The organism is Knoellia locipacati (genome assembly GCF_007992835.1).
Classification (GTDB): domain Bacteria; phylum Actinomycetota; class Actinomycetes; order Actinomycetales; family Dermatophilaceae; genus Knoellia; species Knoellia locipacati.
Genome location: NZ_BKBA01000003.1, coordinates 163725 through 177147, shown reverse-complemented (window position 1 = coordinate 177147; position 13423 = coordinate 163725). Strand labels below are relative to the sequence as shown.

General features: G+C 70.2%; 12 protein-coding genes. 4 read left to right on the top strand and 8 right to left on the bottom strand.

The window, feature by feature from the left end:
- Positions 1-41: 41 nt before the first annotated feature.
- From KLO01_RS02340 to KLO01_RS02325, 4 genes are all read right to left on the bottom strand, one after another.
- Positions 42-1508 (bottom strand): S8 family peptidase, encoded by a 1467-nt coding sequence (locus KLO01_RS02340; protein ID WP_246136014.1) that lies wholly within the window; start codon positions 1506-1508, stop codon positions 42-44.
- Between the two features lie 180 nt (positions 1509-1688).
- Positions 1689-2732: a glutathione synthetase gene (locus KLO01_RS02335; RefSeq protein WP_147061942.1), complete on the bottom strand. Its 1044-nt coding sequence runs from the start codon at positions 2730-2732 to the stop codon at positions 1689-1691.
- Positions 2729-3898 carry a peptidase MATCAP family protein gene (locus tag KLO01_RS02330; protein WP_147061941.1) on the bottom strand — a complete coding sequence of 390 codons (1170 nt, stop codon included), beginning with the start codon at positions 3896-3898 and terminating at the stop codon, positions 2729-2731. The genes KLO01_RS02335 and KLO01_RS02330 overlap by 4 nt, the downstream gene beginning before the upstream one ends.
- Positions 3895-4698, bottom strand: coding sequence for an N-formylglutamate amidohydrolase (locus tag KLO01_RS02325; protein ID WP_147061940.1), 804 nt, complete (start codon positions 4696-4698; stop codon positions 3895-3897). Before KLO01_RS02325 ends, KLO01_RS02330 begins: the two co-directional genes overlap by 4 nt.
- Before the next feature lie 92 nt (positions 4699-4790).
- On the opposite strand from KLO01_RS02325, the gene KLO01_RS02320 reads away from it, so the two are divergent.
- Positions 4791-5660, top strand: a complete 870-nt coding sequence (locus tag KLO01_RS02320; protein ID WP_246136013.1) for a ceramidase domain-containing protein — start codon at positions 4791-4793, stop codon at positions 5658-5660.
- Positions 5661-5720: 60 nt separating this feature from the next.
- Here the strand turns inward: KLO01_RS02320 and KLO01_RS02315 are convergent, their stop codons facing one another.
- Positions 5721-6710, bottom strand: coding sequence for a malate dehydrogenase (locus tag KLO01_RS02315; RefSeq protein ID WP_147061939.1), 990 nt, complete (start codon positions 6708-6710; stop codon positions 5721-5723).
- A 96-nt stretch (positions 6711-6806) separates the two neighbouring features.
- On the opposite strand from KLO01_RS02315, the gene galE reads away from it, so the two are divergent.
- Together galE and KLO01_RS02305 are read left to right on the top strand one after the other, a co-directional pair.
- Positions 6807-7820, top strand: a complete 1014-nt coding sequence (gene galE / locus KLO01_RS02310; RefSeq protein ID WP_147061938.1) for a UDP-glucose 4-epimerase GalE — start codon at positions 6807-6809, stop codon at positions 7818-7820.
- On the top strand, positions 7817-8272 hold the full coding sequence (locus tag KLO01_RS02305) for a GNAT family N-acetyltransferase (RefSeq protein WP_147061937.1): 456 nt from the start codon (positions 7817-7819) through the stop codon (positions 8270-8272). Before galE ends, KLO01_RS02305 begins: the two co-directional genes overlap by 4 nt.
- Before the next feature lie 79 nt (positions 8273-8351).
- Here KLO01_RS02305 and KLO01_RS02300 read toward each other — a convergent pair whose 3' ends face one another.
- The 3 genes from KLO01_RS02300 to aqpZ all read right to left on the bottom strand — a co-directional run bounded on the left by KLO01_RS02300 (position 8352) and on the right by aqpZ (position 11964).
- Complete coding sequence (locus KLO01_RS02300) at positions 8352-8762, bottom strand: nitroreductase family deazaflavin-dependent oxidoreductase (protein WP_147061936.1); 411 nt, start codon at positions 8760-8762, stop codon at positions 8352-8354.
- Between the two features lie 88 nt (positions 8763-8850).
- Positions 8851-11061: an NADP-dependent isocitrate dehydrogenase gene (locus KLO01_RS02295; RefSeq protein WP_147061935.1), complete on the bottom strand. Its 2211-nt coding sequence runs from the start codon at positions 11059-11061 to the stop codon at positions 8851-8853.
- Between the two features lie 66 nt (positions 11062-11127).
- Positions 11128-11964, bottom strand: coding sequence for an aquaporin Z (gene aqpZ, locus KLO01_RS02290; protein ID WP_222611911.1), 837 nt, complete (start codon positions 11962-11964; stop codon positions 11128-11130).
- A gap of 85 nt (positions 11965-12049) precedes the next feature.
- On the opposite strand from aqpZ, the gene KLO01_RS02285 reads away from it, so the two are divergent.
- Complete coding sequence (locus KLO01_RS02285; RefSeq protein ID WP_147061933.1) at positions 12050-13216, top strand: nucleotide sugar dehydrogenase; 1167 nt, start codon at positions 12050-12052, stop codon at positions 13214-13216.
- Positions 13217-13423: the final 207 nt, after the last annotated feature.

Below are 13423 nucleotides of genomic sequence, written 5' to 3'. Positions count from 1 at the left end.
CAGCAGCGGCTCAGCCGCCGGTCACCTGCTCAGGACGGGCGTCACGGGGTGACGGCGTCCAGGGCGTCGACGAGGCCGGCGCCGTAGTAGCCGGCGCCCTTCGCGCCGCCCTCGCACGTGGCGTCGTTCACGCCGTCACGGTTGGCGTCGTAGAACTCCGGGCAGGCCAGAGTGTCGGCCTCGCGCTCGAGGGTCTTGACCGTCTGCTTGGCGTTGAGCTTCATCTCCGTGCCACGCAGCAGGGCGACGACGCCGGCCACGTGCGGGCCCGCCATCGAGGTGCCCTGCTTGTAGCCCCAGCCGCCACCGACGACGGTGGAGAGGATGCGGCCGTTCTTGTCGGGGGTGTTCGCGGCGACGCGCGAGTCGCCACCGGGAGCGGTCACGTCGATGACGTTGCGGCCCCAGTTGGAGTAGTACGACTTCACGGCCGTCGGGCCGACCGACGACACGGCGACGGTGTTGCCGAGCTCGACGGGCATGTCGTAGCAGTGCTGGTCGGTGTCACGCGGCTGCGGCTCGGGCGTGTTGTTGGGGCTGCCCGTGTCGGTGATCGGCTTGGAGAGGTCCCAGGCCGAGTTGCCGGCGGACGCGACGTTGACGACGTTCTTCTTCTCGGAGTACTTCAGCGCCCGCTCGACGGCGAGGATCGCGGCCTTCTCGTCGAGGTTGGACTTGCACCAGAGGGCGTACGGGTCGATGTAGTACGAGTTGTTCGTGACCTGCATGCCCTTCTCCGCCGCCCAGATGAAGCCGCAGATGGCGTACTCCGGGTAGATGTAGCCGGCGTCCTCGACGACCTTGACCGAGGCGAGCTTGACGTTGGGGGCGACACCGACGATGCCGATGCCGTTGCGGGCCGCGGCGATCGTGCCGGCCACGTGGGTGCCGTGGTCGGACGTCGTGGGCTGCCACTTCGCGGGGCTCGTGTTGGGGACGCCGCGGTCGGTGCAGTCGACCGACTGCGAGGCGTCGACGTTGGCGGCGAGGTCGGGGTGGTCGGCCTCGATGCCGGAGTCGAGCACGCCGACGGTGATGGCGCGGTTGCCGTCGGTCTTGAGGTGGGCCTTGTCTGCACCGATCTGGCGCATGTCCCACTGGTTGGCGTTGAGCGGCTCCTTGGTGTCGTCACCACCGGACGTGCCCGGGCCGAGACCCTTGACCGTGCCGTCGGGGACGATCGTCGAGGCGGGCTCGTAGGCCTGCATCGCGCGCGAGGGGCCCGCGGCGACGATGCCGGGGGAGGTGCGTGCCTTGTCGTCGAAGGTGTCGTCGCTCGCGCTCGCGATGACGATGCCGATCTGCGGCCACTCCTGCACCACGGTGCCACCGGCGGCCTTGACGGCGGCGACGGCCTTGTCCGTGCCGGTGCCGCCCTGGGCGACGATGAACGACGTCGATCCGATCGGGGCTGCTCCGGCGGGAGCGGACGCCATGGCGGTGGCTGCCAGCGCGCACGTCGCTGTGGCGGCGATGGCGGCGGCCTTGCGCATGAAGGTCGGGTTCACGTTTTCCTCCTGGTCGTGGACCGCCCCATCGCGGCCCCACACGCACCCTGCCAGCGCCGCGGGACCCGCGTCCATAGTCCTCACAGTTTTTTCTGCGATTCGCCTGCGCGGATCCACGAAAAGAGGTATGCCGTCCGCGCGGGGTGCGCGGACGGCATACCGGGTCGTTCGAAGGGACCCTCAGAGGGTGGCGAGACGCAGGTTCGTCAGCTCGTTCGGGTAGTGGCGCTTGATGCCGACCTTGCGCTCGAGGTCGGCGATGATGGGCGGCGCGTAGTCGTGGCCGTAGAGCTGCTGGCACGAGCCGAGGCCGCCGGGGCTGAAGACGTTGACCTCCATGAGCTTGTCGCCCACGATGTCGAGCCCGACGAGGAACATCCCGTCGGCGACGAGCTTGGGGCGCACGGCCTCGACGAGTGCGAGCATCTCGTCGGTGACCGCGACCTTGCTCGCCTTCCCACCGGCCGACATGTTGGAGCGGAGGTCCTCGCTGCTGCTCTTGCGGCGGAACGCGGCGACGCGTCCGTCGACCTCGAGCGGCCGTCCGTTGAGGACGAACATCCGCACGTCGCCCTCCGAGGCCGCCGGGAGGTACTCCTGCGCGACGACGTAGCCGTCGCGGGCGATGGCCTCGATGATCTGGCTGAGGTTGGGTGACTCGTCGCTGTTGACGAGGAAGACCCCGCTGCCACCGGAGCCCTGGAGGGGCTTGAGGACCGCGCGGCCGCCGAGGTCGGAGATGAAGGACGCGATCTGGTCCTCGTCGCGCGAGATGAGCGTCTGCGGGCGGACGGCCTCGGGGAAGTGCTGGAAGTAGGCCTTCGACAGGGCCTGGGCGAGGTTGGTGGGGTCGTTGACGACGAGGACGCCGGAGGCGGCGAAGAGCTCACCGAACGCCACGGCCGCGGTGTTGGCCCACGGCCGTTCCTCGGCGTCCTCGGCGGGGTCGTTGCGCAGCATGACCACGTCGAACTCGCCGAGCGGGAGGCGTTCCTCCACGTCCGGCTTCTGCACGTCGGCGAGGTAGCGCTCGTGCGAGCGGTAGCTCTTGGCCTTGCCACCTCGCGCCCGGGCCGTGAGCGAGCCGTCCGGCTCGTAGGCGAAGTCCCCGATGCCCATGAGGTAGGCCTCGTGGCCCATTTGGGTCGCGGCCATGGCGAGCCTCGTCGTGGTGTAGACGGGGGACTCGCTGAGGACGTCGTTGACGACGAAACCGATCTTCATGCTGCTCCTTGGATGAGGTGCGCGACGTCGTCGGCCTGGTCGGCCGCGGTGACGAGTCGCTGTGCTGCTTCGGGGTCCTCGAGATAACGAGGGGTGAGTCGGGGAGGGTTGAGCACGCCGCGCTCGTCGAGGTCGCGGATGAGCGGCAGGTCCTCGAGCGAGAACTTGCCGAGCCACAGCAGGTCGAGGTCGCCGCCGCCACGCAGGTGGCCGAGGAGCTCGACGAGGCCGCGCAGGTAGATCGCGTCCTTGCTCAGGCCGCCGGAACGGTAGGCGCGCATCGTCGTGGTGAAGGCGCTGTTCTCGGGGAAGCCCTCGTCGACGAGTGCCCGCCAGGCCTCGACGAAGTCGGCGCCGCCGTGCATCCGGTGCACGGTGAGCACGCGGGCTGCGAGCTGGCGCAGGCGGAAGGGCGTGAGCTGGCCGCACCCGATCTCGGCGAGCACCGCCAGGCCCTCCTGCGTCTCGTCGTAGCCCGCGAGACCCGAGCCGAGGACCCGGACCGGCTGGGCGGCGCCGTTGACCTGGGTGACGAGGTGGGTGCCGACCTCGTGCTGGATGAGCGCGTTGGCCCGGGCGCGCTGGACGACGGAGTCACGGTCGATGAGCAGCGTGTTGCCGCTCACCATGACGCCGTTGACGTCGTCGCGCACCTCGGCGTGGATGTCGATCTCGGGGTCGATCTCGCGGTAGTGCTCGATCTCGGCCTGCGCCAGCTCGAGGAACTCGCTCGCCTCGAGGCTGTCGCCGGCGCTCTCGGTGCGGTGGACCCGGGCAAGGATGTTCTCGGCCTGCGTCCGCAGCTCGGGGGAGGCGGCGCCGTAGAGCTGGATGCTCAGGGCGCTGAAGTCCTCGGTGTCGCGCGCCTTGAGCATCTCGATCTGGAGCGCGAGCTCGCGGTGCTTGGCCCGCAGCAGGTGCCCGAGCGTGGGGTCCTCGACGGTCGCGACGTCGATGTTGTCGAGGGCCTTGGCGAGGACGTCGGGCGAGACCTCGAGCGGGCGGTAGGTGAACTCGGGCTCGGCGACGTGGCCGTCCGCGAACTCCTGACGGACCTCGTCGGCGTTGACCGGCGTGACGTCGAGCAGGAACTGCATGCCGCCGGCCGTCTGCGCCAGGGCGTGGTCGATCGCGAGGTCCGCGATCGACAGGGTGACGCGGCTCATCGAGCCGAGCTCGACCCCAGCGCGCGCAGCACCGGGTCGACGGTCTCGCCGAGGGCCTGCGCCAGGGCCGCGATCCGTGCCCGGTCGGGCTGCCCGGTCCACTCGTCCATGTAGGTCTTCTTGAACTCGAGTGCGAGGGCGATGCCGTGGTCGGGGTAGCGGCCGTGGACCCACGCGCAGAGGTGGGCGCCCTTGAACCGGACGTTCTCGCGCACGTCGATCTCGCCGCCGGCCGTCTGCGTTCCGCCGAGCGTCGTCATGAAGGTGTCGACGACGTCGCCCCAGCGGTCGCGGTCGAGCGAGCCGGTGCCGACGTTGACCTCGGGGTTGTCCTCGCCGGGCGCCTCGGGCTCGTCGGCGCCGTCCCGGCGGTGGTTGTAGGAGTGCACGTCGTAGAGGACGAACGGGCCGCGCTCGGCGACACGGTCGAGCCGCTCGCCGAGCTCCGCGTAGAAGGCGTCATGGATGGCGAGCGAGCGCTCGGTGACGTCGTCGGGCAGCGGCGTCTCCCGCCAGACCCCGAGGTCCCAGGCGTCCTCGGGCCGGCGGTAGACCGCCTCCTCGCGGGCGCGGTTGAGGTCGACCTCGAACCGGGACCGGTGGACGACGAGCCGGGCCGGGCAGGCCGCGCCGATCGCGTCGGTGAACGGGTCCTCCTCGCGCAGCCGCGTGGCCTCGTCGAGGACCATGTGGGAGGCGGTCTCCTCGCGCAGGTCGTGTCCGGTGTGGATGGCCGTGGCGACGAGCTGGCCGCTCCAGTCGCCATCGAAGGAGAAGGCATCGTTGCTGGTGGGAGGCATCCGACCTGTCTACCTGACGCACCCCCGGGTGCAGGTCACTGGCCCTGACCAACTTCGATCTGGTGCTCCGGAGCCGCAGATATCGTGACGCTGTGACGAGCCGGGGCGCGGAGCAGACGCGCGAGCATTCGCAGGAGCGGACGCGGGACGTGCCCGACCGGCGCCCGCTGCTCGTCACCGGGGTCACCGCGGCCGCCTCGCTCGCCCTCGTCCTCGCCGCCGTGCGGTGGGGGTGGCTCGGTCCCGACATGGGCCGCGGCGACGGCTTCTGCGAGGCCGCGCGCCCCGGCTGGGTGCGGCAGCCCGCCAACACGTGGAGCAACCTCGGCTTCGTCCTCGCGGGCCTCGCAGTCGCCGCGCACGCCGCTCACCGTCACCGCCTCGGCCTCACCCTGGGCGCCCACCCGGGCCTCGCGACCGCGTTCGCCGCGCTCGCCGTCCTCCTCGGGCCGGGGAGCATGGCGATGCACGCCACCCAGAGCGACCTCGGCGGCCACCTCGACCTGCTGAGCATGTTCCTCGTGTCGGGCTTCGCCCTCGCGTATGCCGTGATGCGCTTCCTGCGCCGCGGGCCCGTGGTCTTCGCCGCGGTCTTCGTCGTGGCCGTCCTCGCCGGCATGGCCGTGCACCTGCGTGGCGGCAGCGTCCCCGTCCTCGGACACGTCGGCAACGCCGCCTTCGCCGCCGAGCTGTGGCTCGCGATCGCGCTCGAGGTGGTGCTCGCCCGCCGCCCGGAGGCACGCCAGGACAGGTGGTGGGCGCTGGCGTCGGTCCTCACCCTCGGGGTCGCCTTCGCCATCTGGACCACGGGCACGCGGGGTCACGCGTGGTGCCGCCCGGACTCGCTGCTCCAGCAGCACGGGGTCTGGCACCTGCTCTGCGCCGCCGCGGCCTACCTCCTCTTTCGGCACTACGCGGCCGAGCGGCCCCGGGAACGCGAGCACCCGGCATACCGTCCCTGAGAAGGAGGTATGCCGGGTGCCCGGCTCGCGCTGTCGCGCTCGGCTCAGATGAGGCGCGCCTTAAATCAGACCCAGGCCCTTGACGGCGTCGCGCTCCTCGGCGAGCTCGGCCACGGAGGCGTCGATCTTGCCGCGGGAGAACTCGTCGATGTCGAGGCCCTGGACGATGCTCCACTGGCCGTCCTTGACGGTGACGGGGAAGGAGCTGATGAGCCCCTCCTCGACGCCGTAGGAGCCGTCGGAGCGCACGGCCATCGAGACCCAGTCGCCCTCGGCGGTGCCCTCGACCCAGGTGCGGGCGTGGTCGATGGTCGCGCTCGCGGCGGAGGCGGCCGAGGACGCACCGCGCGCCTCGATGATGGCGGCGCCGCGCTTGGCGACGGTGGGGATAAAGGTGTCGGCGAGCCAGGCCTGGTCGCCCACGGTCTCGGCGGCGTTCTTGCCGGAGACCTCGGCGTGGAAGAGGTCGGGGTACTGGGTCGCGGAGTGGTTGCCCCAGATCGTCATCTTCTTGATCTCGGTGACCGGGACGCCGAGCTTGGCTGCGAGCTGGCTGATGGCGCGGTTGTGGTCGAGGCGGGTCAGCGCCGAGAACTGCGACGTGGGGATGTCGGGGGCGTTGCTCATCGCGATGAGGGCGTTGGTGTTGGCCGGGTTGCCGGTGACGGTGATGTGCACGTCGTCGGCGGCGACCTTGTTGAGGGCCTTGCCCTGCGGGGCGAAGATGCCGCCGTTGGCCTCGAGGAGGTCACCGCGCTCCATGCCCGGGCCGCGCGGACGGGCGCCGACGAGGAGGGCGTGGTTGACGCCGTCGAACACCTTCTCGGCGTCGTCGCCGATCTCGACCTTGGCGAGCGTCGGGAACGCGCAGTCGTCGAGCTCCATGACGACGCCCTCGAGGGACTTGAGTGCGGGGGTGATCTCGAGCAGTCGCAGCTCGACGGGGGTGTCGGGGCCGAGCAGGGCGCCGGACGCGATGCGGAACAGCAGGCTGTAGCCGATCTGACCGGCAGCGCCGGTGACGGCCACCTTGACGGGGGTCGGGCTCACGATGAGTACCTCTTCATGCGGGGACGAGAGTGGTCGCTCTCGACGCTATCAGCGCCCGCACAGGGTTGGTGCAGAGCCCGGCCCTAGGGTGGGAGCATGCACGTTCTCGTCTCCGGGGGAGCCGGCTACATCGGCTCGCACACCGTCGTCCAGCTCGTCGCCGCGGGGCACGGGGTCACCGTCGTCGACTCGTTCGCCAACGCCAAGCCGTCGGTCGTCGGACGACTCGAGGCGCTCACCGGGCAGCCGCTCGACGTGCGGTCGTTCGACCTCACCGACCGCGACAAGACCGAGGCGACGTTCGTCGACACGCAGATCGACGCGGTGATCCACTTCGCGGGGTTCAAGGCCGTCGGGCAGAGCGTCTCGGAGCCGCTGGCCTACTACGAGAACAACCTCGACACGACCCTGTCGCTGCTGCGGGCCATGGACCGGCACGGCGTGCGCAAGCTCGTCTTCTCGAGCTCGGCCACGGTCTACGGCGCCACGCCCGTCGTGCCGATGACCGAGGAGGCGCCCACCTCGGCGACCAACCCCTACGGCTGGACCAAGGTCATGAACGAGCAGGTCCTGCGCGACATGGCCGTCGCCGACCCGACGTGGCGGATCGCGCTGCTGCGCTACTTCAACCCGGTCGGCGCGCACTCGAGCGGCACCATCGGCGAGGACCCGAGCGACGTGCCCAACAACCTCATGCCCTATCTCGCACAGGTGGCCGTGGGCCGGCGCGAGAAGCTCTCGGTCTATGGAGGCGACTACCCGACGCCCGACGGCACCGGAGTGCGCGACTACATCCACGTCGAGGACCTGGCCGCCGGTCACGTCGCCGCGCTGCACCGCCTGGGCGCCACCGACACCGCGCTCAACACGTGGAACCTCGGCACCGGACACGGCACGTCGGTCCTCGAGATGCTCCACGCCTTCGAGCGGGCGGTGGGTCGCGAGCTGCCGCACGAGATCGTCGACCGGCGTCCGGGCGACATCGCCGAGTCCTATGCCGACCCGACCAAGGCCGAGGCCGAGCTCGGGTGGCGGGCGACCCGCACCGTCGACGACATGTGCGCCGACACGTGGCGGTGGCAGAGCGGCAACCCGGACGGCTACCCGTGAGCGGGGTGCAGGTGCGGCGGGCCACCCGCGAGGACGTGCCGGCCATCGTCGCCCTCCTCGCCGACGACCCGCTGGCAGCCGCGCGCGAGGACCTGAGCGACCCGGCGGCATACCTCACGGCGTTCGACGCGATCGACGCCGACCCGGCGCACAAGCTCGTCGTCCTCGACGACGGCGGCGTGGTCGTGGGGACGCTGCAGCTCACCCTGCTGCCCGGCCTGTCGCGGCACGGTGCGACCCGCGCCCTCGTCGAGGCCGTGCGTGTGGCGTCGTCGCACCGCGGGCAGCGGCTCGGCGAGCAGCTCCTCGGTTGGGCTGTCGACGAGGCGCGACGTCGCGGGGCGGTCCTGATGCAGCTCACGACCGACGCGAGCCGCGTCGATGCCCAGCGCTTCTACGAGCGGCTCGGCTTCGTCGGGAGCCACGTGGGGATGAAGCTCCCGCTCACCTGAGCCCGCGCGACCCGTTCTGGTGTCGGGGATGTGGGGTCACGACCCCACGCATTCGCCCGGATCACCGACACCCGGTGGCTCACCCGACTCGGCGTAGCCGCAGAACCGGCATGACCCGGTCGGTCTTCTTCTCGTACTCACCGAACCCGGGCGCCTCGGCGACGATGGCCGGCCACACGGCGGCACGCTCGTCGGCGGTGAGCACCTCCGCCTCGACCGGGAACGCCTCGGTGCCGACCGCGACCTCGAAGCGCGGGTTCGCCCGGATGTTGTGGAACCAGTCGGGGTTGTCCGGCGCCCCGCCCTTGGACGCGATGATGAGCATCGACCCGTCGTCCTGCGGGAAGTAGCGCAGCGGCGAGACCCGCACGGTCCCGGTCCTCGCACCGATGTGGTGGATGAGGATCATCGGCGCCCCCTGGAAGGGCCCGCCGACCCGGCCCTCGTTGGCCCTGAACTCCTCGATGACGCCCTTGTTCCAGTCGCTCATGCTCCGACGCTACGTCCGATCCCGAGAAACGGGTATGCCGTGTGCTCACCCAGGGTGAGCACACGGCATACGTCGTGGTGTCGACGCGTCAGCGCAGGGCAGCCAGTGCGTCGTTGAACGTCGCCGACGGGCGCATCACGGCCGAGGTCTTGTCGGCATCCGGGCGGTAGTAGCCGCCGATGTCGACGGGGGAGCCCTGGACGGCGATCAGCTCGTCGTTGATCTTCTGCTCGTCACGCGTGAGCGACTCGGCGACGCCGGAGAACGCGGACGCGAGGTCGGCGTCGTCGGTCTGCTTGGCGAGCTCCTGCGCCCAGTAGAGGGCGAGGTAGAAGTGGCTGCCGCGGTTGTCGATCTGGCCGACCTTGCGCGCCGGGCCCTTGTTCTCCTGGAGGAGGGTCTCGGTGGCGCGGTCGAGCGTCTCGGCGAGGACGCGGGCCTTGGCGTTGTCGGTCGAGTCCGCGAGGTGGCGGAACGACTCGGCGAGCGCCATGAACTCGCCGAGGCTGTCCCAGCGCAGGTAGTTCTCCTGGACGAGCTGCTGCACGTGCTTGGGGGCGGAGCCACCGGCGCCGGTCTCGAAGAGGCCGCCACCGTTCATGAGCGGCACGACCGAGAGCATCTTGGCGGAGGTGCCGAGCTCGAGGATCGGGAAGAGGTCGGTGTTGTAGTCACGCAGGACGTTGCCGGTGACCGAGATGGTGTCCTCGCCGCGACGGATGCGCTCGATGGAGACCTTGGTGGCCTCGACGGGGGACTTGATCGAGATGTCGAGACCGTCGGTGTCCTCGTCGGCGAGGTAGGTCCTGACCTTGGCGATGAGGTTGGCGTCGTGGGCGCGGGCCTCGTCGAGCCAGAAGATCGCGGGCGTCTTCGACGCGCGGGCGCGGGTCACGGCGAGCTTGACCCAGTCGCGGATCGGGGCGTCCTTCGTCTGGCAGGCGCGCCAGATGTCACCGGCGGCCACCTCGTGCTCGAGGAGCACGTCGCCGGCGGCGTTGACGACCTGCACGCGGCCGGCCTCGGAGAGCTCGAACGTCTTGTCGTGCGAGCCGTACTCCTCGGCCTTCTGCGCCATGAGGCCGACGTTGGGCACCGAGCCCATGGTCGTGGGGTCGAAGGCGCCGTGGGCGCGGCAGTCGTCGATGACGGCCTGGTAGACACCGGCGTAGGAGCTGTCGGGGACGACGGCCAGCGTGTCGGCCTCCTCGCCGTCCGGGCCCCACATGTGGCCGGAGGTGCGGATCATCGCCGGCATCGAGGCGTCGATGATGACGTCGCTCGGCACGTGCAGGTTGGTGATGCCCTTGTCGGAGTTGACCATCGCCAGCTCGGGACCGGCGGCGAGCCCGGCCTCGATGTCGGCCTTGATCTCGTCGCCGTTCGGGACGGCCGACAGACCGTCGAGGATGGCGCCGAGACCGTTGTTGGGGGAGAGGCCGGCGGCGTCGAGCGCGGCGCCGTGCTTCTCGAAGACCTCGGGCAGGAACGCGCGCACGACGTGGCCGAAGATGATCGGGTCCGAGACCTTCATCATCGTCGCCTTGAGGTGGACGCTGAAGAGGACGCCGTCGGCCTTGGCCTTGGCGACCTGCTCCTTGAGGAAGGTGTCGAGCGCGGCGGCGCGCATGACGGTGGCGTCGACGACCTCGCCCTCGAGGACCTTGAGGCCGTCCTTGAGGACGGTCGTGCCGGAGTCGGTGACGAGCTGGATCGTCAGGGTGTCGGCCTGGTCGAGGACGACCGACTTCTCGTTGCTGGCGAAGTCGTCGTGGCCCATCGTCGCGACGTTGGTCTTGCTGTCGCTGCTCCAGGCGCCCATCGAGTGCGGGTGCGCCTTGGCGTAGTTCTTCACCGCGGCGGGGGCGCGGCGGTCGGAGTTGCCCTCACGCAGTACCGGGTTGACGGCGCTGCCCTTGACCGAGTCGTAGCGCGCCTTGGCGTCGCGGTCGGCGTCCGTGGTCGGCTCGTCGACGTAGGCCGGCAGGTCGAAGCCCTGGCCCTGGAGCTCCTTGATCGCGGCCTTGAGCTGCGGCACGGAGGCGCTGATGTTGGGGAGCTTGATGATGTTGGCCTCGGGCGTCTTGGCCAGGTCTCCCAGCTCGGCCAGCGCGTCCGCGGTCTTCTGGTCGTCGGGCAGCCGGTCCGCGAAGGCGGCCAGGATGCGCGCCGCGACGGAGATGTCGCGCGTCTCGACGTCGACGCCAGCGGTGGAGGCGAAGGCCTCGATCACCGGGAGGAAGGAGTAGGTCGCGAGGAGGGGTGCCTCGTCGGTGAGGGTGTAGATGATCTTCGCCATGCGGCGAATCTATCGAATGGCGTCGACGGCGGCGTATGCCGCCCGCGCACCGGCCGCTCTCGGCGCTCAGACTGCGGGGCGGGGGGCGTCCGGGTCGACGCCGTCGGCCACGACGGCGTCCTCGGCCCGGACCTGGCCGGTGATGTCGCGGTCGCGACGGTCGACACCGGTGATGAGGTGGAAGGTCGCACCGGCGATCGCGGCGCCGATGACCGGTGCGAGCCAGAAGAGCCACAGCTGCCCGGGGGCGCCGTTGCCGTTGAAGAACGCGACCGCCGTGGAGCGGGCCGGGTTGACCGACGTGTTCGAGATCGGGATCGAGATGAGGTGGATGAGCGTGAGGCAGAAGCCGATGGCGAGCGGCGCGAAGCCGGTCGGGGCGCTCTCTCGCGTGACCCCGAGGATGACGTAGACGAAGAACATCGTCAGCAGCACCTCGGCGCACAGCACGGCGAACATCGAGTAGCCGCCGGGGGAGTGCTCGGCGAAGCCGTTGGCCGCGAGGTTGCCGGTGGCCACGAAGCCGTCACGGCCGCGGGCGATGGCCCACAGTGCGCCACCGGCGGCGAGACCGCCGAGGACCTGGGCGACGACGTAGCCGGGCACGTCCTTCCACTCGAAGCGCTTGGCGATGGTGATGCCGATCGTCACCGCGGGGTTGAAGTGCGCACCGGAGACGTGGCCCACGGCATACGCCATCGTCACGACCGTGAGACCGAAGGCGAGCGCGACGCCGAGGAAGCCGATCCCGAGGTGCGTCGGCGCGCCCGAGCCCAGGGTGGGGGTCGAGAGGAAGCCGGCGGCGAAGATCGCCGAGCCGCACCCGCCGAAGACCAGCCAGAACGTGCCGACGAACTCCGCGAGCAGGCGCTTCGACATCTCAGGGATCAGCATGGCGCCCATTGTTGCCCAAAGGGGCGGTCCGGAGGGTGATGGGACGAGGGCACCGCACCGTGTCGGGCCGGGCGCTCCCCGGTAGGTTGGCGGCGTGAAGATCTCCGTGGTGGGCCTGGGTTATGTCGGCCTCTCCAACGCAGTCGTACTCGCCCAGCACCACGACGTCGTCGCCGTGGACCTCAACCCCCACCGCGTCGACCAGGTCAACCGGCGCGAGTCGCCGTTGGTCGATCCCGAGCTCGAGGACTACCTCGCGCACCACGAGCTGAGGCTCACCGCGACGACCTCGGCCGACGAGGCGCTGCCCGGCTCGGACTTCGTCGTCGTCGCCACCCCGACCGACTACGACCCGGACCGCGACTTCTTCGACACCTCGTCGGTCGAGTCGGTCATCGAGTCGGTGTCACGGCTGGCTCCCGGGGCGACCGTCGTCGTCAAGTCCACGGTGCCGGTCGGGTTCACGGAACGGATGCGGACGGCATACGCCGGTCTCGACGTCGTCTTCTCGCCCGAGTTCCTGCGCGAGGGACGCGCGCTCTACGACAACCTCCACCCGAGCCGGGTCGTCGTCGGCGGGGCGAGCGACGCGGCCCGGCGCTTCGGCGAGCTGCTCGTCGAGGGCGCGATCGACGCCGACGTGCCCGTGCTGCACACGAACCCCACCGAGGCGGAGGCGATCAAGCTCTTCGCGAACACGTTCCTCGCGATGCGGGTCGCCTACTTCAACGAGCTCGACACGTATGCCGTGTCGCACGGTCTCGACACCCGCGCGATCATCGACGGGGTCGGGCTCGACCCGCGGATCGGGTCGCACTACAACAACCCGTCGTTCGGCTACGGCGGCTACTGCCTGCCCAAGGACACGCGCCAGCTGCTCGCGAACTACGACCAGGTGCCGCAGAACCTCATCCGCGCGATCGTCGACTCCAACACGACGCGCAAGGACTTCATCGCCACCGACATCCTGCGCCGCCAGCCCCGCGTCGTCGGGATGTACCGCCTCATCATGAAGGCCGGCTCGGACAACTTCAGGGTGTCGAGCATCCAGGGGATCATGAAGCGGATCAAGGCCAAGGGGATCGAGGTCGTGCTCTACGAGCCGGCGCTCGAGGACGACCGGTTCTACAACTCCGAGGTTGTGCGCGACCTCGACGAGTTCAAGGCTCGCGCGGATGTCATCGTGGCGAACCGGCTGAGCGACGACCTCGACGACGTGTCCGACAAGGTCTACACCCGCGATCTCTTCGGCCGGGACTGAGTGTCTTGACGTACACAGGCGGACATTCCCAACCGAAGCGGTCCCACCCTGCGCGGGTGAACCAACCAAGGTCGAACCTCAGGCAAGATCGATCGCGAGCCGTTCGAATCTCTGACCCCGAAAGTCGAGTAGGGGGCTCATCGCGTGGGACGACTGCGGGAGCGGGGTCCCGATGGCGAGCCTCAGAGCTAGTACTTGTCGCCTTGC